Annotated in this window: 22 protein-coding genes; 12 read left to right on the top strand and 10 right to left on the bottom strand. The window is 56.6% G+C overall.

Annotated elements, in window-relative coordinates; genetic code table 11:
* Nucleotides 1-151 precede the first annotated feature (151 nt).
* The 4 genes from pepA (at nucleotide 152) to GV764_RS05595 (ending at nucleotide 5,704) form a co-directional block, all read left to right on the top strand.
* On the top strand, nucleotides 152-1,663 hold the full coding sequence (gene pepA, locus GV764_RS05610; protein WP_161659280.1) for a leucyl aminopeptidase: 1,512 nt from the start codon (nucleotides 152-154) through the stop codon (nucleotides 1,661-1,663).
* 79 nt (nucleotides 1,664-1,742) lie between these two features.
* Nucleotides 1,743-2,198, top strand: a complete 456-nt coding sequence (locus GV764_RS05605) for a DNA polymerase III subunit chi (RefSeq protein ID WP_161659279.1) — start codon at nucleotides 1,743-1,745, stop codon at nucleotides 2,196-2,198.
* Between the two features lie 5 nt (nucleotides 2,199-2,203).
* Nucleotides 2,204-5,059 (top strand): valine--tRNA ligase, encoded by a 2,856-nt coding sequence (locus GV764_RS05600; RefSeq protein WP_161659277.1) that lies wholly within the window; start codon nucleotides 2,204-2,206, stop codon nucleotides 5,057-5,059.
* 141 nt (nucleotides 5,060-5,200) lie between these two features.
* Nucleotides 5,201-5,704 carry a GNAT family N-acetyltransferase gene (locus tag GV764_RS05595; RefSeq protein WP_161659271.1) on the top strand — a complete coding sequence of 168 codons (504 nt, stop codon included), beginning with the start codon at nucleotides 5,201-5,203 and terminating at the stop codon, nucleotides 5,702-5,704.
* A 108-nt stretch (nucleotides 5,705-5,812) separates the two neighbouring features.
* On the opposite strand, the gene GV764_RS05590 is transcribed toward GV764_RS05595, so the two are convergent.
* The 3 genes from GV764_RS05590 to rraB form a co-directional block, all read right to left on the bottom strand.
* Complete coding sequence (locus GV764_RS05590; RefSeq protein ID WP_161659270.1) at nucleotides 5,813-6,637, bottom strand: topoisomerase II; 825 nt, start codon at nucleotides 6,635-6,637, stop codon at nucleotides 5,813-5,815.
* 90 nt (nucleotides 6,638-6,727) lie between these two features.
* Nucleotides 6,728-7,486 (bottom strand): tRNA isopentenyl-2-thiomethyl-A-37 hydroxylase MiaE, encoded by a 759-nt coding sequence (miaE, locus tag GV764_RS05585; protein ID WP_161659268.1) that lies wholly within the window; start codon nucleotides 7,484-7,486, stop codon nucleotides 6,728-6,730.
* 45 nt (nucleotides 7,487-7,531) lie between these two features.
* On the bottom strand, nucleotides 7,532-7,957 hold the full coding sequence (gene rraB, locus GV764_RS05580) for a ribonuclease E inhibitor RraB (protein ID WP_161659266.1): 426 nt from the start codon (nucleotides 7,955-7,957) through the stop codon (nucleotides 7,532-7,534).
* A 99-nt stretch (nucleotides 7,958-8,056) separates the two neighbouring features.
* On the opposite strand from rraB, the gene argL reads away from it, so the two are divergent.
* On the top strand, nucleotides 8,057-8,152 hold the full coding sequence (gene argL / locus GV764_RS22355) for a putative translational regulatory protein ArgL (protein WP_476561211.1): 96 nt from the start codon (nucleotides 8,057-8,059) through the stop codon (nucleotides 8,150-8,152).
* Nucleotides 8,122-9,126 (top strand): ornithine carbamoyltransferase, encoded by a 1,005-nt coding sequence (argF, locus tag GV764_RS05575; RefSeq protein WP_161659265.1) that lies wholly within the window; start codon nucleotides 8,122-8,124, stop codon nucleotides 9,124-9,126. Before argL ends, argF begins: the two co-directional genes overlap by 31 nt.
* 42 nt (nucleotides 9,127-9,168) lie before the next feature.
* Here argF and GV764_RS05570 read toward each other — a convergent pair whose 3' ends face one another.
* Nucleotides 9,169-9,621 (bottom strand): NanQ anomerase/TabA/YiaL family protein, encoded by a 453-nt coding sequence (locus GV764_RS05570; RefSeq protein ID WP_161659264.1) that lies wholly within the window; start codon nucleotides 9,619-9,621, stop codon nucleotides 9,169-9,171.
* 469 nt (nucleotides 9,622-10,090) lie between these two features.
* Between GV764_RS05570 and pyrB the strand changes: the two genes are divergently transcribed.
* The 3 genes from pyrB (at nucleotide 10,091) to ridA (ending at nucleotide 11,978) form a co-directional block, all read left to right on the top strand.
* Nucleotides 10,091-11,026 (top strand): aspartate carbamoyltransferase, encoded by a 936-nt coding sequence (gene pyrB / locus GV764_RS05565; RefSeq protein WP_125293034.1) that lies wholly within the window; start codon nucleotides 10,091-10,093, stop codon nucleotides 11,024-11,026.
* A gap of 13 nt (nucleotides 11,027-11,039) precedes the next feature.
* On the top strand, nucleotides 11,040-11,504 hold the full coding sequence (pyrI, locus tag GV764_RS05560) for an aspartate carbamoyltransferase regulatory subunit (RefSeq protein ID WP_161659263.1): 465 nt from the start codon (nucleotides 11,040-11,042) through the stop codon (nucleotides 11,502-11,504).
* A gap of 87 nt (nucleotides 11,505-11,591) precedes the next feature.
* The gene (gene ridA, locus GV764_RS05555; protein ID WP_125293032.1) at nucleotides 11,592-11,978 is read left to right on the top strand and encodes a 2-iminobutanoate/2-iminopropanoate deaminase; all 387 of its coding nucleotides are present in this window, start codon (nucleotides 11,592-11,594) and stop codon (nucleotides 11,976-11,978) included.
* Nucleotides 11,979-12,095: 117 nt separating this feature from the next.
* Here ridA and GV764_RS05550 read toward each other — a convergent pair whose 3' ends face one another.
* From GV764_RS05550 to GV764_RS05530, 5 genes are read right to left on the bottom strand one after another with little or no spacing between them, the layout of a single operon-like run.
* Nucleotides 12,096-13,220, bottom strand: coding sequence for an anaerobic sulfatase maturase (locus GV764_RS05550; protein WP_161659262.1), 1,125 nt, complete (start codon nucleotides 13,218-13,220; stop codon nucleotides 12,096-12,098).
* On the bottom strand, nucleotides 13,217-13,579 hold the full coding sequence (locus GV764_RS05545; protein ID WP_161659261.1) for a DUF202 domain-containing protein: 363 nt from the start codon (nucleotides 13,577-13,579) through the stop codon (nucleotides 13,217-13,219). Before GV764_RS05545 ends, GV764_RS05550 begins: the two co-directional genes overlap by 4 nt.
* Nucleotides 13,569-13,916 carry a YidH family protein gene (locus GV764_RS05540; protein ID WP_161659260.1) on the bottom strand — a complete coding sequence of 116 codons (348 nt, stop codon included), beginning with the start codon at nucleotides 13,914-13,916 and terminating at the stop codon, nucleotides 13,569-13,571. Before GV764_RS05540 ends, GV764_RS05545 begins: the two co-directional genes overlap by 11 nt.
* Nucleotides 13,917-13,973: 57 nt before the next feature.
* Nucleotides 13,974-15,467: a sulfatase-like hydrolase/transferase gene (locus GV764_RS05535; RefSeq protein WP_161659259.1), complete on the bottom strand. Its 1,494-nt coding sequence runs from the start codon at nucleotides 15,465-15,467 to the stop codon at nucleotides 13,974-13,976.
* On the bottom strand, nucleotides 15,464-17,179 hold the full coding sequence (locus GV764_RS05530) for a solute:sodium symporter family transporter (RefSeq protein ID WP_161659258.1): 1,716 nt from the start codon (nucleotides 17,177-17,179) through the stop codon (nucleotides 15,464-15,466). Before GV764_RS05530 ends, GV764_RS05535 begins: the two co-directional genes overlap by 4 nt.
* An 83-nt stretch (nucleotides 17,180-17,262) precedes the next feature.
* Here GV764_RS05530 and GV764_RS05525 point away from each other — a divergent pair, with 83 nt between their 5' ends.
* Nucleotides 17,263-18,117: a helix-turn-helix transcriptional regulator gene (locus GV764_RS05525; RefSeq protein WP_161659257.1), complete on the top strand. Its 855-nt coding sequence runs from the start codon at nucleotides 17,263-17,265 to the stop codon at nucleotides 18,115-18,117.
* Nucleotides 18,118-18,137: 20 nt separating this feature from the next.
* On the opposite strand, the gene mgtA is transcribed toward GV764_RS05525, so the two are convergent.
* Nucleotides 18,138-20,849, bottom strand: coding sequence for a magnesium-translocating P-type ATPase (gene mgtA, locus GV764_RS05520; RefSeq protein ID WP_161659444.1), 2,712 nt, complete (start codon nucleotides 20,847-20,849; stop codon nucleotides 18,138-18,140).
* A 376-nt stretch (nucleotides 20,850-21,225) separates the two neighbouring features.
* Between mgtA and treR the strand changes: the two genes are divergently transcribed.
* Nucleotides 21,226-22,173 (top strand): trehalose operon repressor TreR, encoded by a 948-nt coding sequence (gene treR / locus GV764_RS05515; RefSeq protein ID WP_161659256.1) that lies wholly within the window; start codon nucleotides 21,226-21,228, stop codon nucleotides 22,171-22,173.
* Nucleotides 22,174-22,306: 133 nt separating this feature from the next.
* On the top strand, nucleotides 22,307-23,725 hold the full coding sequence (gene treB / locus GV764_RS05510; RefSeq protein WP_161659443.1) for a PTS trehalose transporter subunit IIBC: 1,419 nt from the start codon (nucleotides 22,307-22,309) through the stop codon (nucleotides 23,723-23,725).
* The last annotated feature ends 1 nt before the right edge of the window (nucleotide 23,726 follow it).

Here is a 23,726-nt window from a genome sequence, read left to right as displayed (position 1 = left end):
TAAGTACTTAAGATGTTGACGCGCCTAAACCGTAACAACATTCGTTAAGATTAACACGAAAGTCATCGCAACAGCGGAGCAAAGCGTTACGAAAGCGTTCAATTCTATCCGTAGCCGCCGTTGTTGTCTTTAAGATTCAGGAGCGTAGTGCATGGAGTTCAGTGTAAAAAGCGGTAGCCCCGAAAAGCAGCGGAGTGCCTGCATTGTTGTCGGTGTTTTTGAGCCGCGCCGCCTCTCCCCGATAGCCGAGCAGCTGGATAAAATCAGCGACGGCTATATCAGCGCACTGCTGCGTCGCGGTGAACTGGAAGGCAAGCCAGGCCAAACCCTTCTGCTTCACCACGTTCCGAACGTGCTCTCTGAACGTATCTTGCTGATCGGCTGCGGTAAAGAGCGTGAACTGGATGAACGCCAGTACAAGCAGGTGATCCAGAAAACGATCAACACCCTTAACGATACCGGTTCGATGGAAGCGGTGTGCTTTCTCACCGAGCTGCACGTTAAAGGCCGCAATACTTACTGGAAAGTGCGCCAGGCGGTGGAAACCGCGAAAGAGTCGCTTTACTGTTTCGATCAACTTAAAACCAATAAAAGCGAACCACGCCGTCCGCTGCGTAAGATGGTGTTCAACGTGCCGACGCGCCGTGAACTGACCAGCGGTGAACGCGCTATCCAGCACGGTCTGGCAATTGCCTCCGGCATCAAGGCCGCGAAAGATTTAGGCAATATGCCGCCGAATATCTGCAACGCCGCCTACCTCGCCTCCCAGGCGCGCCAGTTGGCTGATTCGTTCAGCAAAAACGTAGTAACCCGCGTGATTGGCGAACAGCAGATGAAAGATCTCGGCATGCACGCCTACCTTGCGGTGGGGGCAGGCTCGCAGAACGAATCCCTGATGTCGGTGATGGAATATAAAGGCAGCAGCGCGCCGGACGCCCGTCCCATCGTGCTGGTCGGCAAAGGCCTGACGTTTGACTCCGGCGGTATTTCCATCAAGCCATCCGAAGGCATGGACGAGATGAAATACGACATGTGCGGCGCGGCGGCGGTTTACGGCGTGATGCGTATGGTAGCGGAACTGCAACTGCCGCTGAACGTGATTGGCGTGCTGGCGGGCTGTGAAAACATGCCGGGCGGGCGGGCCTATCGTCCGGGCGATGTGCTGACCACCATGTCCGGGCAAACCGTGGAAGTGCTGAATACCGACGCCGAAGGCCGTCTGGTGCTGTGCGACGTGTTGACCTACGTCGAGCGCTTCGAGCCGGAAGTGGTGATTGACGTGGCGACCCTGACCGGTGCCTGCGTGATTGCCCTGGGCCACCACATCACCGGGTTGATGTCGAACCACAATCCGCTGGCTCACGAGCTGATCGGCGCTTCCGAACAGGCGGGCGACCGCGCATGGCGTTTACCGCTCAGCGATGAGTATTATGAACAGCTCGACTCTAACTTTGCGGATATGGCGAACATCGGCGGCCGCCCTGGCGGCGCGATCACCGCAGGCTGCTTCCTGTCGCGCTTTACCCGCAAATATAACTGGGCGCACCTGGATATCGCCGGCACCGCCTGGCGCTCCGGTAAAGCCAAAGGCGCAACCGGGCGTCCTGTCGCGATGCTGGCGCAGTTCCTGTTGAACCGCGCCGGATTTAACGGCGAAGAATAACAGCGTACAGGAAGCATCCCGTCACAGCCCGGTACTCACCGGGCTGTGCGTTTAACGTCATCACAAGAAGCCCCATATTATGAAGAGTGCAACCTTCTATCTGCTGGATAACGATATCCATCAGGATGGCCTTAGCGCCGTTGAACAACTGGTGTGCGAGATCGCCGCAGAACGCTGGCGGGCGGGTAAACGTCTTCTGATTGCCTGTGAAAACGAAGCCCAGGCGATACGCCTTGATGAGGCGCTGTGGGCGCGCGATCCGGACAGCTTCGTGCCGCATAATCTGGCGGGTGAAGGGCCGCGCGCCGGGGCGCCGGTCGAGTTAGCCTGGCCGCAGAAACGCGGCAGCAGCGCGCGCGATGTGCTGATAAGTCTGCTGCCGGGATTTGCAGATTTTGCCACCGCTTTCCCGGAAGTGATAGACTTCGTCCCTTACGAAGAAACCCAGAAACAACTGGCTCGCGAACGCTATAAAGCCTATCGCGTGGCTGGTTTCCACTTGACCACGGCCACCTACGGCGCCGCAAAGACATAGCAGAAATGGAAAAGACATATAACCCACAAGATATCGAACAGCCGCTATACGAGCACTGGGAACAGCAGGGCTACTTTAAACCCAATGGCGACGAAAGCCAGGAAAGCTTCTGCATCATGATCCCGCCGCCGAACGTCACCGGCAGTTTGCATATGGGTCACGCCTTCCAGCAAACCATCATGGACACCATGATCCGCTATCAGCGCATGCAGGGCAAAAACACCCTGTGGCAGGCGGGCACCGACCACGCCGGTATCGCCACCCAGATGGTGGTTGAGCGCAAAATCGCCGCCGAAGAAGGTAAAACCCGTCACGACTATGGCCGCGATGCGTTCATCGACAAAATCTGGCAGTGGAAAGCGGAATCCGGCGGCACCATTACCCGCCAGATGCGCCGTCTGGGCAACTCCGTGGACTGGGAGCGCGAGCGCTTCACCATGGATGAAGGCCTGTCCAACGCGGTGAAAGAAGTGTTTGTGCGCCTGTATAAAGAAGACCTGATTTACCGCGGCAAACGCCTGGTAAACTGGGACCCGAAACTGCGCACCGCGATCTCCGATCTGGAAGTGGAAAACCGCGAGTCTAAAGGCTCAATGTGGCATATCCGCTATCCGCTGGCCGACGGCGCGAAAACCGCTGACGGTAAAGATTATCTGGTTGTCGCCACCACCCGTCCGGAAACCCTGCTGGGCGATACCGGGGTGGCCGTTAATCCGGAAGATCCGCGCTACAAAGATCTGATCGGTAAATTCGTGGTGCTGCCGCTGGTTAACCGCCGCATTCCGATTGTCGGCGATGAACATGCCGATATGGAGAAAGGCACCGGCTGCGTGAAAATCACCCCGGCGCACGACTTCAACGACTACGAAGTGGGCCGTCGTCACGCCCTGCCGATGATCAACATTCTGACTTTTGACGGCGATATCCGTGAAAGCGCGGAAGTGTACGACACCAAAGGCAACGAATCCGACGTTTACGCCAGCGAGATCCCGGCGCAGTTCCGGAAGATGGAACGCTTTGCCGCGCGTAAAGCCGTTGTGGCGGCCGTTGATGCACTCGGCCTGCTGGAAGAGATCAAACCGCATGACCTGACCGTTCCCTATGGCGACCGTGGCGGCGTGGTTATCGAGCCGATGCTGACCGACCAGTGGTATGTACGCGCCGACGTACTGGCGAAACCGGCCGTGGAAGCGGTAGAAAACGGCGATATCCAGTTCGTGCCGAAGCAGTATGAAAACATGTACTTCTCCTGGATGCGCGACATTCAGGACTGGTGTATCTCCCGCCAGCTGTGGTGGGGCCACCGTATTCCGGCGTGGTATGACGACCAGGGCAACGTTTACGTGGGCCGTAGCGAAGACGAAGTACGCCAGGAGAACAACCTGGGCGCGGACGTTGCGCTGCGTCAGGACGAAGATGTGCTGGACACCTGGTTCTCCTCCGCGCTGTGGACGTTCTCTACCCTCGGCTGGCCGGAAAACACCGATGCGCTGCGTCAGTTCCACCCGACCAGCGTGATGGTGTCCGGCTTCGATATCATCTTCTTCTGGATTGCCCGCATGATCATGATGACCATGCACTTCATCAAAGATGAAAACGGCAAGCCGCAGGTCCCGTTCCACACCGTCTACATGACCGGCCTGATCCGCGATGACGAAGGCCAGAAGATGTCCAAATCCAAGGGCAATGTAATCGACCCGCTGGATATGGTGGACGGTATCTCCCTGGAAGAACTGCTGGAAAAACGCACCGGCAACATGATGCAGCCGCAGCTGGCCGAAAAAATCCGCAAGCGCACCGAGAAGCAGTTCCCGAACGGCATTGAGCCGCACGGTACCGATGCCCTGCGCTTCACCCTGGCGGCGCTGGCCTCTACCGGCCGCGATATCAACTGGGATATGAAGCGTCTTGAAGGCTATCGCAACTTCTGTAACAAGCTGTGGAACGCCAGCCGCTTTGTGCTGATGAATACCGAAGATCAGGATTGCGGCTTCAACGGCGGCGAGAAAGTGCTTTCCCTGGCGGATCGCTGGATCCTGGCGGAATTCAACCGCACCGTGAAAGCCTACCGTGAAGCGCTGGACAGCTACCGTTTCGATATCGCAGCGGGCATTCTGTATGAGTTCACCTGGAACCAGTTCTGCGACTGGTATCTGGAACTCACCAAGCCGGTGATGAACGGCGGTTCTGAAGCGGAACTGCGCGGCACCCGCAATACGCTGGTTAACGTGCTGGAAGGTCTGCTGCGCCTGGCGCACCCGATTATTCCGTTTATCACCGAGACCATCTGGCAGCGCGTGAAAGTGCTGAAAGGCATTAACGTCGATACCATCATGCTGCAACCGTTCCCGGCCTGGGACGTGGCGCTGGATGACGAAGCGGCGCGTACCGATACCGAATGGCTGAAGCAGGCGATTGTGGCGGTGCGTAATATCCGCGCGGAAATGAACATCGCGCCGGGCAAACCGCTGGAAGTGCTGCTGCGTGGTGCCAGCGCCGATGCTCAGCGCCGCGTGAACGATAACCGCAGTTTCCTGTTGAACCTGGCGCGTCTGCAAAGCATTACCCTGCTGGATGAGGGCGACAAAGGCCCGGTGTCGGTGACCAAAATCATCGACGGCGCGGAGTTGCTGATCCCGATGGCCGGTCTTATCGATAAATCCGCTGAGCTGGCGCGTCTGGCCAAAGAAGTGGAAAAAGTGGAGATCGAAATCGGCAAGATCGAGAGCAAGCTCAGTAACGAAGGCTTTGTGGCCCGTGCGCCGGAAGCGGTGGTGGCCAAAGAGCGCGAGCGTCTGCAGGCGTTCCATGATGCCAAAGCCACGCTGATTGAGCAGCAGGGCGTGATTGCCGCGCTGTAAGTTCGACTGTTAGCGAAAAAGGCCGGGAAACCGGCCTTTTTTATCGCTGCATCTCAACAAGTTGAACGATCCTCGCTTGCACCCCGGTAGCGGTGGTGATATTTACTGCGCCTATGTACTGATCAACCGATAAGATGTGATATGAGTGTTGCTACCTCTCTTCAACTAAGCCTGCGCCCGATCGCCCCTGACGATAACGCCGCTATTGCGAGCGTCATCCGCACCGTTTCCGCCGAATACGGGCTTACCGCCGATAAAGGCTACACCGTGGCCGATCCCAATCTGGACAGCCTGTACGAGCTTTACAGCCAGCCGGGGCACGCCTACTGGGTCGTCGAGCGAGAGGGAAAAGTGGTGGGCGGCGGCGGCGTTGCGCCGCTGTTATGCAGCGAACCGGATATCTGCGAACTGCAAAAGATGTATTTTTTACCCGAAGCACGCGGTCAGGGCCAGGCCAAGAAGCTGGCGCTCATGGCGATGGGTTTCGCTAAACAGCAGGGCTTTACCCGCTGCTATCTGGAAACCACCGCTTTCCTGAAAGAGGCCATCGCGCTGTATGAGCATCTGGGGTTCACCCCTGTCAGCGAACCGCTCGGCTGTACCGGCCACGTGGATTGCGAAGTGCGGATGCTAAAAAGCCTCTGATCTCAGCCTTCCCTGCGCGCCTGAATCACGCAATCAGCGTCGCCACCTGGTCATCAGGCGGCGACGATACCTCTTTAAACATCACTACGCTGTTCAGGGCAGCGCTTTTTAATCGGCGCTGACCGAATAGCGAATGATCCCCGCCGCTTTGTTCACCGGCAGTTGCAGTACATTGCGCCACAGATCCTGGGTAATGTTGCACACCGCACCCTCTTTCCCCGCCGCTTTCTGCGGTTCGTTCATCAACGTGATATCCTGGCCATACTGCTGCACCAGTTTCTGAACGATGGGCTGGACATCCTGCATCGCCTGCTGGCGCTCTTGCGGGGTAACCTGATGCTTATTCGGCCCGAACGCGGCGCGCATCATCTCGGCATCCACATCCAGACGATGTTGGGTGACGTCAGCCGGCAGCATTCTGGCGGCGTTGATGCCCCCTTTTACCGCCGGGAACAGGAAGCGGAAACAGGCGTCATCGCTCTGCTTCTGGACCAGGGCGGTCTGCTGCATGTTGGCCTGCATAAACGCCACTACGTTGGCGTCCGGCGCGGTTTGCAGACGGTCCATCTGGATGGCGAGGATTTGCGGCTGGATAGCGTCGATCACATTTTGCTCCGATTCGCCCGCTTTCTGCATCGCCAGCGCCTGCTCGCGAATGCGGCTCCAGGCTTCCGGCTCCTGCTCGCGAATAATTTGGTACAGCGGTAACCGCGCCATCGCGTCGTCAAACTTCTCGCCTTCCGTCATTTGCTGCGTCACGTTGCCGCGCGGGATCAGGTACTTCACATCAATGATGTTCCACACCGCAATCGCGAGCAGCGCGATAATCACGGCGCTGGTCTTGCCGATCCAGCCCTTCTTACGAAACACGCCGACCACGATGGCGATAACCGCACCGACATAGCCTGCGAGAATGACATGTGTCCAGTTCATAATTTTCCCTGATATGTTCAAAGGTTTCTTTTTACCAGGCTGAGCGAATTTGTCACCCTCTCAGGCGGATACCTGCCAATTTTAGGAGAGTTAAACCGGTACGCCGCTATGGAAACGAAACTCCGCGTCAGGCGTCTGGATCAGACCAGCTTCCACGTCGCCTAAATAACGCACGCGGGGCGCAATATCATCCGGCGAGATTTGCTGCGCCAGAGCCAGATAATCCTGGTAATGGCGCGCTTCAGAGCGCAGCAGGGAGAGATAAAACTTTTGTAATTCATCGTCGAGATACGGCGCCAGCGCGGCAAAACGCTCGCAGGAACGCGCCTCGATGTAAGCCCCGCAGATCAGCTTGTCGATCAGCATGGCGGGTTCATGGGTGCGAATGGCGCGCAGCAGCCCTTTGGCATAGCGGCTGGCGGTGATTTTCACATACGGGATGTCACGCGCGGCCATCACCTCACGCACCTGCCAGAAATGGTGCAGTTCCTCTTTGATCAACAGCACCATGCTGTCGATCAGCGCCTGACCCCAGGGATCGTCGGTTTTCGGCATCTCACTTTTGCTGACGCGCTTTTGCAGCGCCACGAAATCCACTTCCGGGCCGTTATAAAACGCAAAGGTTTCATAGGGCCTGAGCCACTCGAGCAGCATGTCTGAGCCGGATTTGTCCGCCACGTATTTACGGATCAGCAGCATCGCGGTCTGTGCGGCTTTAAGTTCGCAAATCATATGGTCGGTTAACAACAGCGGAAGATTTTCTGGCCGTCTGGCTTTTTGCAGCCAGGCATCCGGGGTGGTGCAGTGGAGGAATTGATGGACCGGTTCGAGTAGTGCGGAGGTGTTCATTCGCTATCCTTCAGGGCGGCAGCCAGACGCTGCCGCCGCGCGATATTAGTGACGGACGCCGTCGTCGTCTTCATCCATGTAGTCGTCATCGTCGCCGTCTTCACCCTCTTCGCCGTTCGGATCTTCGAAGTAGGTGCCCCAGCCGTCATACTCGACATCGAATTTTTCAGCCAGGTCCAGCAGCTGCGCGACCTGCGCGTCAATCAGCTCGGCGTTGAGCGCGCATTCGCTCAGCACATCGCAGCAGATCACGGTTTCGCCTTCGTCCAGCTCCAGCTCTTCCGGGTCGGTGACTTCATAACCCATTTTGAAGGCTTCAACTGCGGCTTTTTCGAGCGTTTCAAAATCATCTGCCGAGAGGTGATGTTCGATGGTGTACAGCGCATCCGGATCGCTGCCGTCCTCAAGCAACTCTTCAATGATAAGACGCGTTTCTTCGCGTTGTTCTTCCAGTAGTTCCGGGTTTGCCATGGCTCGTTCCTCAATGTGTTGGCAGATAATTACTATTTTCACATACCCCAGTGATTGCCTCCACCTTTCCGGCAAAAGTTTTATTTTTCGGGGTTGCAAATGCATATTCATACATATAAATTGAATTTTAATTCAACAGGTGGCGTCAGCCAGGTGAGGGAACTATGTCGGCTTTCTATCAAAAACACTTTCTGAAATTATTAGATTTTACCCCTGCGCAGATAAACGCATTGCTCGATCTTGCCGCAACGCTGAAAAGCGATAAAAAGAATGGCCAAGAAGTTCAAAAACTTACTGGTAAAAATATCGCGCTCATCTTCGAAAAAGACTCAACCCGTACACGATGCTCTTTCGAAGTTGCCGCTTACGACCAGGGCGCTCGCGTCACTTACCTCGGCCCGAGCGGCAGCCAGATTGGGCATAAAGAATCAATTAAAGATACTGCCCGGGTGCTGGGCCGGATGTATGACGGGATCCAGTATCGCGGCCACGGACAGGAGGTGGTGGAAACGCTGGCGCAGTACGCCGGCGTACCGGTATGGAACGGCCTGACCAACGAATTCCACCCGACCCAGCTGCTGGCGGATTTACTGACCATGCGCGAGCACCTGCCCGGCAAAACCTTTAACGAGATGACGCTGGTGTATGCAGGCGACGCGCGCAACAACATGGGTAACTCCATGCTGGAAGCCGCCGCCCTCACCGGGCTGGATCTGCGCCTGGTGGCCCCGCAAGCCTGCTGGCCGGACGCGGCGCTGGTAGAAGAGTGCAAAGCCATGGCGGCGCAAACCGGCGGCAAAATCATCCTTACCGAAGATGTTGCGGCAGGCGTAAAGGGCGCAGACTTTATCTATACCGACGTATGGGTATCGATGGGCGAAGCCAAAGAGAAATGGGCCGAGCGCATCGCGCTGCTGCGTGATTATCAGGTGAATAGCCAGATGATGGCGCTGACCGGCAATCCGCAGGTTAAATTCCTGCACTGTTTACCGGCGTTTCATGATGAAGAAACCATCGTCGGCAAGCAGATGGCGGAGCAGTACGGGATGCACGGCGGCATTGAGGTCACAAACGAGGTGTTTGAATCGCCGAACAGCATTGTGTTTGACCAGGCGGAAAACCGCATGCATACCATTAAAGCGGTGATGGTGGCGACCTTAGCCCAATAAAAAAGCGGCCCGGTTCAGGGCCGCTGTTCTTTGCAGGGCGGATTAGGCCACCAGCATTTTCACCACGACTTTACGCACTTTGGCATTCTCACCCACGGCGCACAGCGGTTTGTGCACTTCGCCCGGATAGAACACCACGAAATCCCCCTCCTGCATCACCACGGTTTTTTCCTGACCGCCTTCCGGCAGGAACGCGATATCTTTATCCGCCAGCCAGTCGGTATCCGGCTCGCCCGCAGGCAGGCAGCTGAAAGTCATGCCTTCCACGCCGCGCATGACAATCTGGATATCCAGATAGCGGGCGTGATATTCCGCGCGGCGCTCGGCCAGCGGCTGGGTTTCATCTTCGGAAACCAGGAAAAACAGGTTGTTGCCGTCGATGTCGTGCTTGCCCAGCGGCGTTTCAGGAGTAACTTGCTGTTTGATATGTTCAATCGCCTGACGCAGCTCGGCGGGCAGCCAGGATTGCAGATGGTGGATGTTGCCAATGATCACGGGAAGCTCCTTATTTATATAAAACAATGTTTCATTTTTCTGAGTTATACGAGGAAATGCCCTGCGCTACCACCGCTTTGTGGCAAAAATCTGCTTCAGCGCATATTTATTGGCGCATAAGATTGCAGGTTTTCAAAATTTCATTATGGCGAGCAGTGAGTTTTGATTAACGCACCCGTGTCGATACGCCTCATTTTTATTCTGTTTTTTCGCCTGGCTATGCAGCGCAACCGCTTCCTAATGTAAAAATGTGCATTTTCCGCTTGCTATGCGATCGCGGCTGAGTATAATCCGGGACAATTTGCCGGGAGGAAGCATGGTTCTGCGAGTTCGACAATATGTCCTGACACAACGCCTTAACGCTGGCGTCGCAGTCCCGTTTTTCTTTCCGTTATCCAATGAAAAAACCCCTCAATGAGGGGTTTTTTTTTGCCCGGCGTTTGCCCGCCGTTCGAAAAAGGAGAGAGACATGGCTAATCCGCTCTATCAAAAACATATTATTTCTATCAACGATCTGGACCGTGAAGAGCTGGAGCTGGTGCTGGCGACCGCCGCGCGCCTGAAGGCGAATCCACAGCCGGAACTGTTGAAGCATAAAGTGGTGGCCAGCTGCTTTTTTGAAGCCTCAACCCGCACCCGTCTGTCGTTTGAAACCTCGATTCACCGTCTGGGCGCGTCGGTGGTTGGGTTCTCGGACAGCAGCAACACCTCGCTGGGCAAAAAAGGCGAAACCCTGGCGGACACCATTTCGGTGATCAGCACCTACGTGGATGCGATTGTGATGCGCCACCCGCAGGAAGGCGCAGCGCGCCTCGCCACCGAATTTTCCGGCGGCATCCCGGTATTGAATGCCGGTGACGGCGCAAACCAGCATCCAACCCAGACGCTGCTTGATCTGTTCACCATTCAGGAAACCCAGGGGCGACTGGAGAATTTAAATATCGCCATGGTGGGCGATCTCAAATATGGCCGAACGGTGCATTCGCTGGCCCAGGCGCTGGCGAAGTTTAACGGCAACCACTTTTACTTTATCGCCCCGGAAGCGCTGGCCATGCCGCAGTACATCCTCGATATGCTGGATGAGAAAGGTATCGCCTGGAGCCTGCACGACGCTATCGACGACGTGGTGCGCGACGTGGACATCCTGTATATGACCCGCGTGCAGAAAGAGCGTCTCGACCCGTCGGAATACGCCAACGTGAAAGCGCAGTTTATCCTGCGCGCCGCCGACCTCAACGGCGCACGCAGCAATATGAAAGTCCTGCACCCGCTGCCGCGTATCGATGAGATCACCACCGACGTGGATAAAACCCCGCACGCCTGGTACTTCCAGCAGGCCGGTAACGGCATTTTTGCTCGCCAGGCCCTGCTGGCGCTGGTTCTCAACCGCGATTTCGCGCTGTAAGAAGGAGATGAACATGACTCACGATAATAAACTCCAGGTAGAAGCCATCAGCCGTGGCACCGTTATCGACCATATCCCGGCGCAGGTGGGCTTTAAGCTTCTTACGCTGTTCAAACTGACTGAAACCGATCAGCGCATCACCATCGGCCTGAACCTGCCGTCCGGCGAAATGGGCCGCAAGGATCTGATCAAAATTGAAAATACCTTCCTGACCGACGAGCAGGTTAATCAGCTGGCGCTGTACGCGCCGGAGGCTACCGTTAACCGTATCGATAATTATGAAGTGGTGGGCAAAAGCCGCCCGAGCCTGCCGGCGCGTATTGAGAAAGTGCTGGTCTGCCCGAACAGTAATTGCATCAGCCGCGCCGAGCCGGTGGCGTCCAGCTTTAGCGTCAAAAAACGCGCTGAAGACATCGCGCTGAAGTGTAAATACTGTGAGAAAGAGTTTTCGCATCACGTGGTGCTGGCAGACGGCTAACGCGTTGACCGGCAATAACAACCCTGTACCTTCAGGGTTGCCGGGGTATACTGTGCCCTCTTACCGCTGACAATTTCAGGAGAAACTATGTCCCGCACTATCGCGACGGAAAATGCACCCGCAGCTATCGGCCCTTATGTTCAGGGCGTAGACCTTGGCAGTATGATCATCACCTCCGGCCAGATCCCGGTAGATCCTAAAACCGGCGCGGTTTCCGATGATGTCTCTGCGCAAGCGCGTCAGTCTCTGGAAAACGTGAAAGCCATCGTTGAAGCCGCTGGCCTTAAAGTAGGCGACATCGTGAAAACCACTGTTTTCGTGAAAGATCTCAATGATTTCGCCACCGTTAACGCCACCTACGAAGCGTTCTTCACCGAGCATAACGCAACCTTCCCGGCCCGTTCCTGTGTGGAAGTCGCCCGTCTGCCGAAAGACGTGAAGATCGAGATTGAAGCGATTGCGGTTCGTCGCTGATTTTTCAGCGCCGTGAAGCCATGCCGTTCAGGTAAGCGGAACAGCATGGCGATTTACCCTATAGAGGCTTACTGACAACTTAACTGCCCTCGGTCTGAATGACCGGGGGCGTTTTGTTTATGAACTCTGGTGTGCCAGCATCGCCATCAGTTCCATCGGCGAGCGATGCTGGGCAATCAGATCGCGCATGACGCGCATGTAAGGGGCGCTATGGATGAAGAAATCCCGATAACCAACGCATAGCGCGCTTTTGCCGCTGCCGTCCCGGTGCTTCGGGCAGTCCCCCTGGCACAATCGCAAGACCGGGCAACGTTTACACGCCTCCACCAACGACTGCATTTTATACTGGCCGAAGGTAAAGGCTGCGCTGCTGGCATTCATCTCGCTGAGGGTCGCAGTGTAAATGCTGCCCAGACGAAACGCCGGGTAGACATAGTGATCGCACTGGTAGAGGTCGCCATTGGCTTCCAGCGCAAAGGCGTGTCCACAGGTTTCGCTTAGTGAGCACATCTGCGACGCAAAACCATTCCAGACGCCAAGAGTAGAGTCAAAAAGCTGAATAAACACCCGCCCAATGTCCTCCCGCACCCAGATATCAAACACACTGCGTAGAAAGTTTCCCCATGCCCTGGGGTCCACAGAGTGTTCATCGGGATGCTGATGTTCATCCAGCTCCATCAGAGGAATAAACTGTAAATGTGCGGTGCCGAGGGCGCGCAGATAGCGATACATGCGTTTTGGGTACTGGCTATTATGGCTGTTCACCACCACCAGCAAATTAAACTCCACCTCGCAGGCTCGCAGCATGCCGATGGCGCGCAGGACTTTATGATGGGTGGGGTTGCCGGTGCGACTGATGCGCAAGGAGTCATGCAAATCCGCCGGGCCATCCAGCGATATGCCCACCAGCCAGCCGTTATTGTAGAAAAACTGGCACCACTCCTCGTTGAGCAGAATGCCGTTAGTCTGAAAGGCGTTGCGGATGCGCTTTCCGCTGGCGTAGCGGTGCTGCAATGCCACTACCCGGCGAAAAAAATCGAGCCCGCACAGCGTTGGTTCCCCACCCTGCCAGGCGAACTGCACCTCGTTACCCGGCTGGGCGTCGATGTGCTGCATGATGAATCGCTCAAGAGTCGCGTCATCCATGGTAGGCTGCTGGGTTTTGTCGAGATAAAAGCAGTAACGACAGCGCAGGTTACAGCGCGAACTGGCCGGTTTGGCCATGACGTGACATCCTGTCATAAAGCTCCTTGCAAAAACAAAAAGAGTTGCCTCAGGTGGCTTACAGCAAACGACAATGCGAGCAACAACACCGCGAGGGCGATCAAAAATTTGTCACGTACTGCGCCAGGCGCGTCAAAATCTCCCTTCGAGATGTCCATCAGATTGCGTTGCAGGGTGTAACGCCACAGGATTAATGCCATCATCATTAACACCGCCAGCGACAACCAGAAGGGCGCGCCCGCACGAAACCCGTTGTGCCTGATGGCCAACGCCAGCAGCGCCCCGTAACCCAACAGGGTGCGAAACCAGGCGAGCGACGTGCGCTCAGGCTGCAGCCCAGGGTCGCTTTCCCGCCGCGCGCGACGACTATCCGGCATAGCGCACCATCGCCATCACCACGGCGGCCACTCCCATCAGAATGCTGCTGATAAGAAGCAGGCCGCGAGTGTAGGGCAGATCCTGCTTCAGCCGCATCGCCTTCTCGTTATTGAGCCAGCGCAGATAGCCGTAAACTGCCAGCCCGCCGGCGAACAGGCACAACAGCAATGCCAGTATTTCGCGAATAACTGGGGTTGCGAAATCCGGGGCCAGCTGATCGAGGCCAACGCCCGCCGCCAGAAAACCCAGCGCGGTGCGGATCCATGCCAGAAACGTGCGTTCGTTTGCCAGCGAAAAGCGGTAATCCGGCGCTTCCCCGAGACGAGACAGGTTCATGGTAACTCCTTGGCGTGTAGCCCCTCGCCCGCACGTGGGTCCGGCGAGGAAGCTTTATCAGAACTTCTGCTTTTTCTCTTCGACTTTTACGCCCTGCGTCGGCAGGCCGGTATCGTAATCGCGCACCACCGGGGAATAACCATCCTCCGGACGCGGGCGGAACGCCCCCATCCAGCGCGGCTTCGCCTCTTTACGCCATGGGCGCAGGCTCCACTGGTAAGTGCGGAACGGATCGCGAATTTTATCCATGTAATCGAGCAATTCGTCGTGCATCTGATTGCGAACCGCTTCATGCGCCGGGCTGTCGATAAGGTTATGCAACTCATCGGGGTCGCCGTGCCGGTCGTACAGTTCATCGCTGGTAAAAAGGTTGAGCACCAGCTTCCAGCGATCCGTCACCCGGCAACGCACCGGAATGAAGCCGCCAAAGCTGTCATGCTCAATTTCATAGCGGTTAAACTCCACCATCACGCCCCGCGCCGGATCCGCCTCCAGGATATTTTCGCCCGGCAAAATATCCGGTTGATGAATGCCCGCCAGCGCCATCATGGTGGGCAGCAGATCGATATGGCTTACCGGGGTGTCGACCTGCGCAGGCTCGCCGTGGGGCGGGCGCATAATCAGCGGGATGCGGGTGATATCGTCATACATCGCCGCGCCTTTGCTGATAAGTCGGTGAGCGCCCATCATCTCGCCATGATCGGAGGTATAGATGACCCAGGTATTCTCCCGCTGCGTAGGCGTCAGAGCGTCAACCACCCGGCCAATCTGATCGTCAACAAAGTCGTTACAGGCGAAGTACATCGGATGGTGGTAGCGGTTGTCGTCGCCCACCGGCGACGGCATCGCCTGTGCCCACAGGCGGTGGTGCTCCGGTTTGCCCGCCAGCGTGTCGCGGCCTTTTTCGCCAAGGTCGTAATAAAAATCTTCATACTTCTCAAGATACTCTACCGGGCAGGTGAAGGGATGATGCGGCTCATCATAGGAGACCACCATCAGAAACGGTTCGTCGTCGCGCTGCGGCTGGGCGAGGAAATCGATCGCCCGGTTGCTGATGCGGTGCGCCCAGGTAAAGGTTTCGTCAATCTGGTGCGCCAGCAGGTCTTCAGCGCTGTTGAGCCCGTTGCGCCAGAGACCTATCTGTTCATCCGTCAGCTCGGCAAGGTAGTTCGCGCCATCAAACCAGTAGTCAGCATCCCACTCCGGCGGACAGATGCCGGTACCGAAATAGTCGTGGCCGTCCAGGTGCCATTTACCGATATAACAGGTGTGGTAGCCCGCATTTTGAAAATAGCGCCCCATGGTGAAGATGTTTTTTCCCGGCGCGACATTGTTGGTCCACGGCCCGGACTGATTCGCATAGATACCGGTAAACAGACCCGCGCGGGCTGGCGTACAGACCGGCGAGCAGGTATAGGCAGCATTGAAGCGGATCCCTTCCTCCGCCAGCCGGTCAATATTTTGAGTATTTAACGGCTTACCGCTGTAACAGCCCACCATGTTGGTGGCCTGGGTGTCGGTCATGATGAACAGAAAGTTTGGACGCGTCATGATTTTTCCTTCAGATCGGTGGCTAAAACGGCGGGTGCGGATCGACGGTGCCGCCAGCTGCTGTAAACCAGATAGACCAGAACGGCGGCAACGATGAGGTAGCTGAAAATAGTCAACCAGTGGGTGTTGTAGCCGCCAAAGTGAGCGAGCCCGGAGTAAACGCCTATCATCGCAAACAGGATCCCTACCGAAGCGACGCGGGCGTTCCGCCAGGGGGTCATGTCTACTGCGAACGCGTCGTGGAAGGTGAACGGCGTAGCGCGTGGCTTGATGAAGCCTATCACCAGCATGACCACCACGTTGATGCAGAAGGTACAGGCGAGCACGTAGAGGAAGTGAATATCAAACTTCACCAGATAATTAATGGTGATATAACTGCAAATGCCAAGAAACATCGCCACCTTGGCCGCCAGCGCCGGAATGCGCGGGAAGAAAAAGCCCATGATGATGATCGTCACCAGCGGCACGTTGTAGATGCCGTTGAGCTGCTTCATCCAGCTATAGAGGCCCTGCGGCGCATTGGCAATCCACGGCGCGACCAGAATAGAGACCACGGCAATAAACAGCCCGAACCGTCGTCCAACGCAAACCAGCCGATTTGGTTCGGCATTTTCGTTAATAATGCGGCGATAGATGCCCATGCTGAATAGCGTGATGGCACTGTTGAGAAAGCCGTTGAAGGTGCTTATCACCGCACCGAACAGCACTGCGCCGAAGAAGCCGACCAGCGGCAGAGGCATCACCTTATTAACCAGCGCCGGATACGCCATATCTGCACTCGGTAGATCCTGAAAGAGGTGAAAGGCGATAAGTCCCGGCAGCACCAGAATCAGTGGATCGAGCATCTTCAACACTGCCGTCAGAAGCGCCCCTTTTTGCCCTTCCGCCAGGCTACGAGAGGCCAGGGTGCGCTGTACGATACCCTGATTGGTGCACCAGTAGAAAGTATTCACCAGGATCAGACCGGTGAACGCCGCCCCAATCGGCAGCGGATCGCTGCTGCTCCCGATGGAGTTGAGCTTCTCGGCATGCACAGTGGTCAGCCGCTCCAGCCCCTGCAGAAAACTGCCGTCCCCCATCATCACCAGCCCAAATACCGGCACCATCAGGCCACCAATAACCAGGCCGATACCGTTAATCGAGTCGGCGATAGCCAATGCCCGCATCCCGCCTACTACGGCGTAGAGAATGCCGGAAAATCCCAGCAGAATAACCAGCAGCCAGATGGCGGCACCCTGCGAAAGGCCAAGGGCGTCACCAATATGGAACAGGCTGTTGAGTGCCAGCGCGCCGGAGTAAAGCACGATCGGCAGAAAACAGACGCCTGTGGCGATGAGAAAGCAGAAGTCGATAATAATGCGGGTGGTTTTGTCGTAGCGTTCCTCGAGAAAATCCGGGATGGTGGCGATGCCGCGCTGAAGGTAGCGGGGCAGAAAAATCAGCGCGAGGAAGATAAGCGTTACCGCCGAGGTGACTTCCCAGCCCATCACCGACATGCCGCTGCGGTACGCCTGCCCGGAGAGGCCCACCAGTTGCTCGGTGGAGAGGTTGGTGAGCATCAATGACGCCGCGATCACCGGTGCTTTCAGCGAACGCCCCGCCAGAAAATAGCCTTGTTGGGAAGCCGTATCCTGCTTGCGGACTTTCCACCAGGTAATGACAGCAACCAGTAGGGTAAATGCTATAAAGCTCACAATCTGTTGAATGTTCATCTTGCAGCCCTTAACGATTTATTATGCCAGGGTTATGATCCCCATTATCTTGCGGGCTGATAATTGATTGCGGATGAAATAAAATGAATGGAAAAAGCATTGTTTCGAATGTAAAAAACGAAACTACCTACAATATTCCGCTGGTTATTGAGGAAAATGTGATCTCCAGCGGAATTTCATTAATATCGCTGTGGCACACATTGGCCGATGAAAGTTATCAGGTGATCTGGCCAAGAGATAAGAAAAAACCGTTAATCCCCAACTCTTGGGTGGCAATCTATACGCTACAGGGCTGCGGCAAGCTGCTGCTAAAGAATGGGCAGGAAATAACGCTGAACGGCAACTGCATCATTTTTGTTAAGCCAATGGATATCCAGTCTTATTATTGTGCCGGTCTGCTGTGGGAACAATACTGGATGGAGTTTATTCCCACCAGCGTCATGGAAATTCCGATATTGCAGACCGGAATAATTTATAACGGAGAAATATTTAATCAGGAACTTTCCGAAGTTGCTTTAATGATTACCGAGCGAGAGCCATTAAAAAACAATCTGGCGGTCGCCTTTTTAACCAAAATGATATACCAGTGGATATGCCTTATTTCCGAGAATGGCAAAAAAGACGTATTACTGATTCAGATTGAAAAATTACTTTCTATATTACACAGCGATTTACAGAAAAACTGGAGTGTGGCTGAGATGGCGCTGAAAATGCAGTGCAGCGAACAGTATCTACGGCGCCTTTTTCTGCGCTACACCGGCAAAACGCCGAAAGAGTACTATCTCGACGCCCGGCTCGATCTTGCCCACTCGCTGCTGAAGCAGGAGGGGCAGACCGTTGGGAACGTCGCGGATATGCTGAATTTTTTTGATGCGTACCACTTCAGCAAGGCATTTAAACGCCGGTTCAACGTATCGCCATCCGCTATCATGAAGTGAATGGCGTTATTTTTTTGTCGTTACTGCCAACCATACCGGCGGACATAAAATCCTTTCACCATCTGGGTCAGCGTCATATACCCTAACAAAATCCCCGCCAGCCACGGGAAGTAGCTCAACGGCAGTGCCTGAAGTTGCAGATAGGGCGCCAGCGGCGAGAACGGCAGCGCGATACCCACCACCATGATAATCAGCGTCATCACCAGCAGCGGCCAGGCGGCGCGGCTCTGGATAAACGGCACCCGCCGGGTACGGATCATATGCACGATTAAGGTCTGGGACAGCAGGCCCACCACAAACCAGCCGGACTGGAACAGGGTTTGCGCTTCCGGTACGTTGGCCTGGAACACCCACCACATCACGCAGAACGTCAGGATGTCGAAGATAGAGCTGATCGGCCCAAAGAAGATCATAAAGCGGCCAAGATCGGCCGGATTCCAGCGCTGCGGCTTCTCGATCTGATCGTCATCGACATTATCAAACGGGATCGCCACCTGGGACACATCGTACAGCAGGTTCTGGATCAGTAAGTGGATCGGCAGCATCGGCAGGAACGGCAGGAAGGCGCTCGCAACCAGTACGCTGAACACATTACCGAAGTTAGAACTGGCGGTCATTTTGATGTACTTGAGCATATTGGCGAAGGTACGACGCCCTTCGATCACGCCCTCTTCCAGCACCATCAGGCTCTTTTCCAGCAGGATGATATCCGCCGCTTCGCGCGCGATATCCACCGCGCCGTCCACCGAGATGCCGATGTCCGCCGCCCGCAGCGCGGGCGCATCGTTAATGCCGTCGCCCATAAAGCCCACTACATGCCCTTCCGCGCGCAGCAGCCGCACGATGCGCTCTTTATGCAGCGGCGTCAGGCGGGCAAACAGCGTGGTGCGTAACGCCAGCTGCGCCAGGTCCGCATCGCTTAACGGTTCGATTTCGCTGCCCACCACCGGTCGGCCCGGATTCAGCCCCACTTCATGGCACACTTTGGCGGCCACCAGCTCGCTGTCGCCGGTCAGGATCTTCACGGTGATCCCGCTCTCTTTCAGCGCTTTTAGCGCCGGCGCAGTGGTTTCCTTCGGTGGATCGAGAAATGCGATGTAGCCTTCGAGGATCAGATCCGATTCATCCACGCGCCCATAGTCTTCGCTTCTGGCGGGCAGCGCTTTGCTGGCGACGGCCACCACGCGCAGCCCCTGGCGGTTCAGGTTATCGGTGACTTTACGGATGCGTTGCAGCATGGTGTCGCACAGCGGCACGATCTCCTCACCGTGGCGCACCCGCGTACAAACATTAAGGATCTCCTGTAGCGCGCCTTTGCAGATCACAAGATGGGCGTCGTCATTTTCTGCGACCACGACCGACATACGGCGGCGCTCGAAATCGAATGGGATTTCATCCACTTTGCGCCAGCGCCCCGACAGCTCCAGCGCTTCCGGCGCATCCACGCCTTCCAGCACCGCGGTATCTAACAGGTTTTTCAGCCCGGTTTGATAATGGCTGTTGAGCCACGCGCAACGCAGTACCCGCTGGCTGACGCGGCCAAACACGTCGGTATGGTTCTCTAAGGCGATTTTATCCTGGGTGAGCGTTCCGGTTTTATCGGTGCACAGGATGTCCATGGCCCCGAAGTTCTGAATCGCGTCCAGATGCTTCACGATCACTTTTTGCTTCGACAGCTTCACCGCGCCGCGCGCCAAAGTAGAGGTGACGATCATCGGCAGCATTTCCGGGGTTAAGCCCACCGCCACCGACAGCGCAAACAGCGCCGCTTCCCACCAGTCGCCTTTGGTGAAGCCGTTGATCATCAGCACGACCGGCACCATCACCAGCATAAAGCGAATCAACAGCATACTGACGCGGCTGATGCCCTGCTGAAAAGCGTTCGGCTCGCTCTCCTGCCCATTCACGCGCCCGGCCAGTTGCCCGAACCAGGTATTACCGCCGGTGGCGATCACCATCGCCTGGGCGGTGCCGCTGACCACGGTGGTGCCCATAAAGCACAGATTGTCGCACTCAAGCGGGTTTTTCTGATCGGGATCGCGGCTCTGAGCCTGTTTTTCCACCGGCAGGGATTCGCCGGTCAATGACGCCTGAGCGATAAACAGATCCCGCGCTTTGATGATCCGCAGATCGGCGGGGATCATGTCGCCCGCCGCCAGCTTGACGATATCTCCCGGCACCAACTGGTCGATAGGCAATTCCACCCACTGGCATTCACCTTTGTCATTCACCACCCGAAGCACGGTGGCGGTGTTGCTGACCATGGCTTTCAGCGCGTCCGCCGCTTTGGTGGAACGCGCTTCCTGAATGAAGTTCAGCAGCGTCGAGATGCCCACCATCAGCGCGATTATCCCCGCGCCGAAAAGATCGTCTTCGGTGGCGTAGGACAGAATGCCCAGCGCCGTCAGCAGCAGATTGAAGGGGTTGCGATAGCAGTTCCACAGATGCAAATACCAGGGCGCAGGGCGCTGCGCCGGGATCTGGTTTGGCCCAAATTGCTCGCGCGCATCCTCCACTTCCCGGGGGTTTAACCCTTCCGGATGGCTGGAATAAACGCGCCACAGCTCGGTTTCGCTCATGCGCGAGACCGCCAGGCACTGTTCAGTTAAGGTCGCGGGCGGGGTTTCCTGACGCCATACGTTGCCTTCCGCCAGCGGGTCGCGCTGCACCAGACGGCGGGGAAGATGACGGTTCAACTGCGCGAGCAGCTGCCGGGTGAAGTTTTTAAACAGCATAAAAAAGTCCCTCTACGCCTCAATCCTGAGGCGCTGCTGGGCTGCCGGCACGGCAACGCCGCCTGGCAGGCACAAATTTTTGCAGGGACGACGTTGCGCCACTGCTTTACGCATCCGGTAAAGCAGCGGCTAAAAGGCGCGCTTTACCGGAACAGGGTTCCCGTTAAGGGAAGCGGGGTGGGATCGGGATCCATGGAGCCTCCGGTAAAATCAAAAGAGACGTGCGTGTTTAATCCACACGGTGAATGTTGAGCGCCGTCACTATAGCGTCTGTGACATAAACCAAACGTAAACCAGATTTTGCTCATTGTGCCGCGGTTGGTTAGCATTAAGGTCATTTGTCTACTCACTCTAACCTCAACAGGCGACAGGGATGCAAAACCGGCTGACCATTAAAGACATTGCGCGCTTAAGCGGCGTGGGCAAATCCACCGTTTCGCGCGTGCTGAATAATGAAAGCGGCGTCAGCGAGCGCACCCGCGAGCGCGTTGAAGCGGTGATGCGCCAGCAGGGGTTTTCCCCTTCCCGTTCCGCGCGCGCCATGCGCGGCCAGAGCGACAAAGTGGTGGCAATCATCGTCACCCGTCTGGATTCCCTGTCTGAAAACCTCGCCGTCCAGACCATGCTCCCCTGCCTGTATGAGCAGGGCTACGATCCAATCATGATGGAGAGCCAGTTCTCCCCGGCGCGGGTGGAAGAGCACCTGCGCATTCTGCGTCAGCGCAATATCGACGGCGTGATCCTGTTTGGCTTTACCGGTATTGATGAGGCGCTGCTGGCGCCGTGGCGTTCAATGCTGGTGCTGATGGCGCGGGACGCGGCAGGGTTCACCTCGGTGTGTTACGACGATGAAGGCGCGATCCAGATATTGATGCAGCGTTTATATCAACTGGGCCACCGCCATATCAGCTATCTCGGCGTACCGCACAGCGATGTCACCACCGGGATGCGCCGCCATCACGCCTATCTGGCTTTTTGCGACGCTCATCACCTCACGCCCCACGCCGTACTGCCGGGCCTGGCGATGAAACAGGGCTACGAACGTGTGGCCGAGGTGCTGCACGACGACACCAGCGCGCTGGTGTGCGCCACGGATACCCTGGCCATCGGCGCAAGCAAGTTTTTACAGCAGCATCACGCGAAGCCTATCCAGCTTGCCAGCGTTGGCAATACGCCGTTGCTTAAGTTCCTGCACCCGGAGATCATCACCGTCGATCCCGGTTACGCTGAAGCGGGTCGCCAGGCGGCATTGCAGCTGATCGCCCAGATCACCCAAAGCAGCGATCCCCAGCAGATCGTCATTCCCTCCTCGCTGATCTGACCCGTCGACAAACCGATTTGTGTGATCGCCGCTTCGTTTCGGGAACGTTCCCATTTCCCCGGCACGAAAGAATGTTTACCCTTGCTTCCAGTTCTTTCTTAACGCTTCCCTCCCTCTGCCATGAGGCTTCATGATGAGCAAAGTCAAACAACAGGAAATCGATCGGCTGATCGCGTTCGTGGGTGGCCGCGACAATATCGCCACGGTGACCCACTGCATTACCCGCCTGCGCTTTGTGCTGAACAACCCGGCCAAAGCCGATCCCAAAGCCATTGAAACCCTGCCGATGGTAAAAGGCTGTTTCACCAACGCCGGGCAGTTTCAGGTGGTGATCGGCACCAACGTTGGGGATTACTACCAGGCGCTGATTGCCACCAGCGGCCATAGCTCAGCGAATAAAGAGCAGGCCAAACAGGCGGCGCGGGCCAATATGAAGTGGCACGAGCAGTTGATCTCGCATTTTGCGGAAATCTTCTTCCCGCTGCTACCTGCGCTGATCAGCGGCGGCTTGATCCTCGGCTTTCGTAATGTGATGGGCGATGTGCCGATGAGCAACGGCCAGACCCTGGCGCAAATGCATCCGTCGCTGCAAGCCATCTATGACTTCCTGTGGCTGATCGGCGAAGCGATCTTCTTCTATTTGCCGGTGGGGATTTGCTGGTCGGCGGTACGCAAAATGGGCGGCACGCCGATCCTCGGGATTGTGCTCGGCGTGACCCTGGTCTCTCCGCAATTGATGAACGCCTATCTGCTGGGCACCCAGGTGCCGGAAGTGTGGAACTTCGGGTTGTTTACCATCGCCAAAGTTGGCTATCAGGCCCAGGTGATCCCGGCTCTGCTGGCGGGACTGGCGCTCGGGTTTATCGAAACCCGCCTGAAACGCATCGTACCTGATTATCTATACTTGGTTGTCGTGCCGGTGTGTTCGCTGATCCTGGCGGTGTTCCTGGCTCATGCGTTCATCGGCCCGTTTGGCCGCATGATCGGCGACGGTGTCGCCTGGGCGGTGCGTCATCTGATGACCGGCAGCTTCGCCCCGATTGGCGCAGCGCTGTTTGGCTTCCTGTATGCGCCGCTGGTGATCACCGGGGTCCATCAGACCACGCTGGCTATTGATATGCAGATGATCCAGAGTCTCGGCGGTACGCCGGTCTGGCCGCTGATTGCGCTGTCCAACATCGCCCAGGCGTCTGCGGTGGTGGGCATTATTATCGCCAGCCATAAACATAATGAGCGGGAGATATCGGTTCCGGCGGCCATTTCCGCCTATCTCGGCGTGACCGAACCCGCCATGTACGGGATCAACCTGAAATACCGCTTCCCGATGCTGTGCGCCATGATCGGCTCCGGCCTCGCCGGGCTGCTGTGCGGGTTGAGCGGCGTAATGGCCAATGGCATTGGCGTTGGCGGCCTGCCGGGCATCCTGTCGATTCAACCGCGTTACTGGGAAGTGTTTAGCCTGGCGATGCTGATCGCCATCGTCATCCCCCTTGTTCTGACCACGGTGCTTTACCGTCGCAAATTCCGTCAGGGCACATTGTTAGTCGTGTAAT

The organism is Atlantibacter hermannii (genome assembly GCF_009907385.1).
GTDB classification, from domain to species: domain Bacteria; phylum Pseudomonadota; class Gammaproteobacteria; order Enterobacterales; family Enterobacteriaceae; genus Atlantibacter; species Atlantibacter hermannii_A.
Note: the sequence above shows the minus strand (reverse complement) of the source record. Positions and strands in the feature narration are given on the sequence as shown.

Coding starts and splice junctions, on each gene's coding strand:
- pepA (WP_161659280.1), top strand. CDS start 152: ATGGAGTTCAGTGTAAAAAGCGGTAGCCCCGAAAAGCAGCGGAGTGCC.
- GV764_RS05605 (WP_161659279.1), top strand. CDS start 1,743: ATGAAGAGTGCAACCTTCTATCTGCTGGATAACGATATCCATCAGGAT.
- GV764_RS05600 (WP_161659277.1), top strand. CDS start 2,204: ATGGAAAAGACATATAACCCACAAGATATCGAACAGCCGCTATACGAG.
- GV764_RS05595 (WP_161659271.1), top strand. CDS start 5,201: ATGAGTGTTGCTACCTCTCTTCAACTAAGCCTGCGCCCGATCGCCCCT.
- GV764_RS05590 (WP_161659270.1), bottom strand. CDS start 6,637: ATGAACTGGACACATGTCATTCTCGCAGGCTATGTCGGTGCGGTTATC.
- miaE (WP_161659268.1), bottom strand. CDS start 7,486: ATGAACACCTCCGCACTACTCGAACCGGTCCATCAATTCCTCCACTGC.
- rraB (WP_161659266.1), bottom strand. CDS start 7,957: ATGGCAAACCCGGAACTACTGGAAGAACAACGCGAAGAAACGCGTCTT.
- argL (WP_476561211.1), top strand. CDS start 8,057: ATGCATATTCATACATATAAATTGAATTTTAATTCAACAGGTGGCGTC.
- argF (WP_161659265.1), top strand. CDS start 8,122: ATGTCGGCTTTCTATCAAAAACACTTTCTGAAATTATTAGATTTTACC.
- pyrB (WP_125293034.1), top strand. CDS start 10,091: ATGGCTAATCCGCTCTATCAAAAACATATTATTTCTATCAACGATCTG.
- pyrI (WP_161659263.1), top strand. CDS start 11,040: ATGACTCACGATAATAAACTCCAGGTAGAAGCCATCAGCCGTGGCACC.
- ridA (WP_125293032.1), top strand. CDS start 11,592: ATGTCCCGCACTATCGCGACGGAAAATGCACCCGCAGCTATCGGCCCT.
- GV764_RS05550 (WP_161659262.1), bottom strand. CDS start 13,220: ATGACAGGATGTCACGTCATGGCCAAACCGGCCAGTTCGCGCTGTAAC.
- GV764_RS05545 (WP_161659261.1), bottom strand. CDS start 13,579: ATGCCGGATAGTCGTCGCGCGCGGCGGGAAAGCGACCCTGGGCTGCAG.
- GV764_RS05540 (WP_161659260.1), bottom strand. CDS start 13,916: ATGAACCTGTCTCGTCTCGGGGAAGCGCCGGATTACCGCTTTTCGCTG.
- GV764_RS05535 (WP_161659259.1), bottom strand. CDS start 15,467: ATGACGCGTCCAAACTTTCTGTTCATCATGACCGACACCCAGGCCACC.
- GV764_RS05530 (WP_161659258.1), bottom strand. CDS start 17,179: ATGAACATTCAACAGATTGTGAGCTTTATAGCATTTACCCTACTGGTT.
- GV764_RS05525 (WP_161659257.1), top strand. CDS start 17,263: ATGAATGGAAAAAGCATTGTTTCGAATGTAAAAAACGAAACTACCTAC.
- treR (WP_161659256.1), top strand. CDS start 21,226: ATGCAAAACCGGCTGACCATTAAAGACATTGCGCGCTTAAGCGGCGTG.
- treB (WP_161659443.1), top strand. CDS start 22,307: ATGAGCAAAGTCAAACAACAGGAAATCGATCGGCTGATCGCGTTCGTG.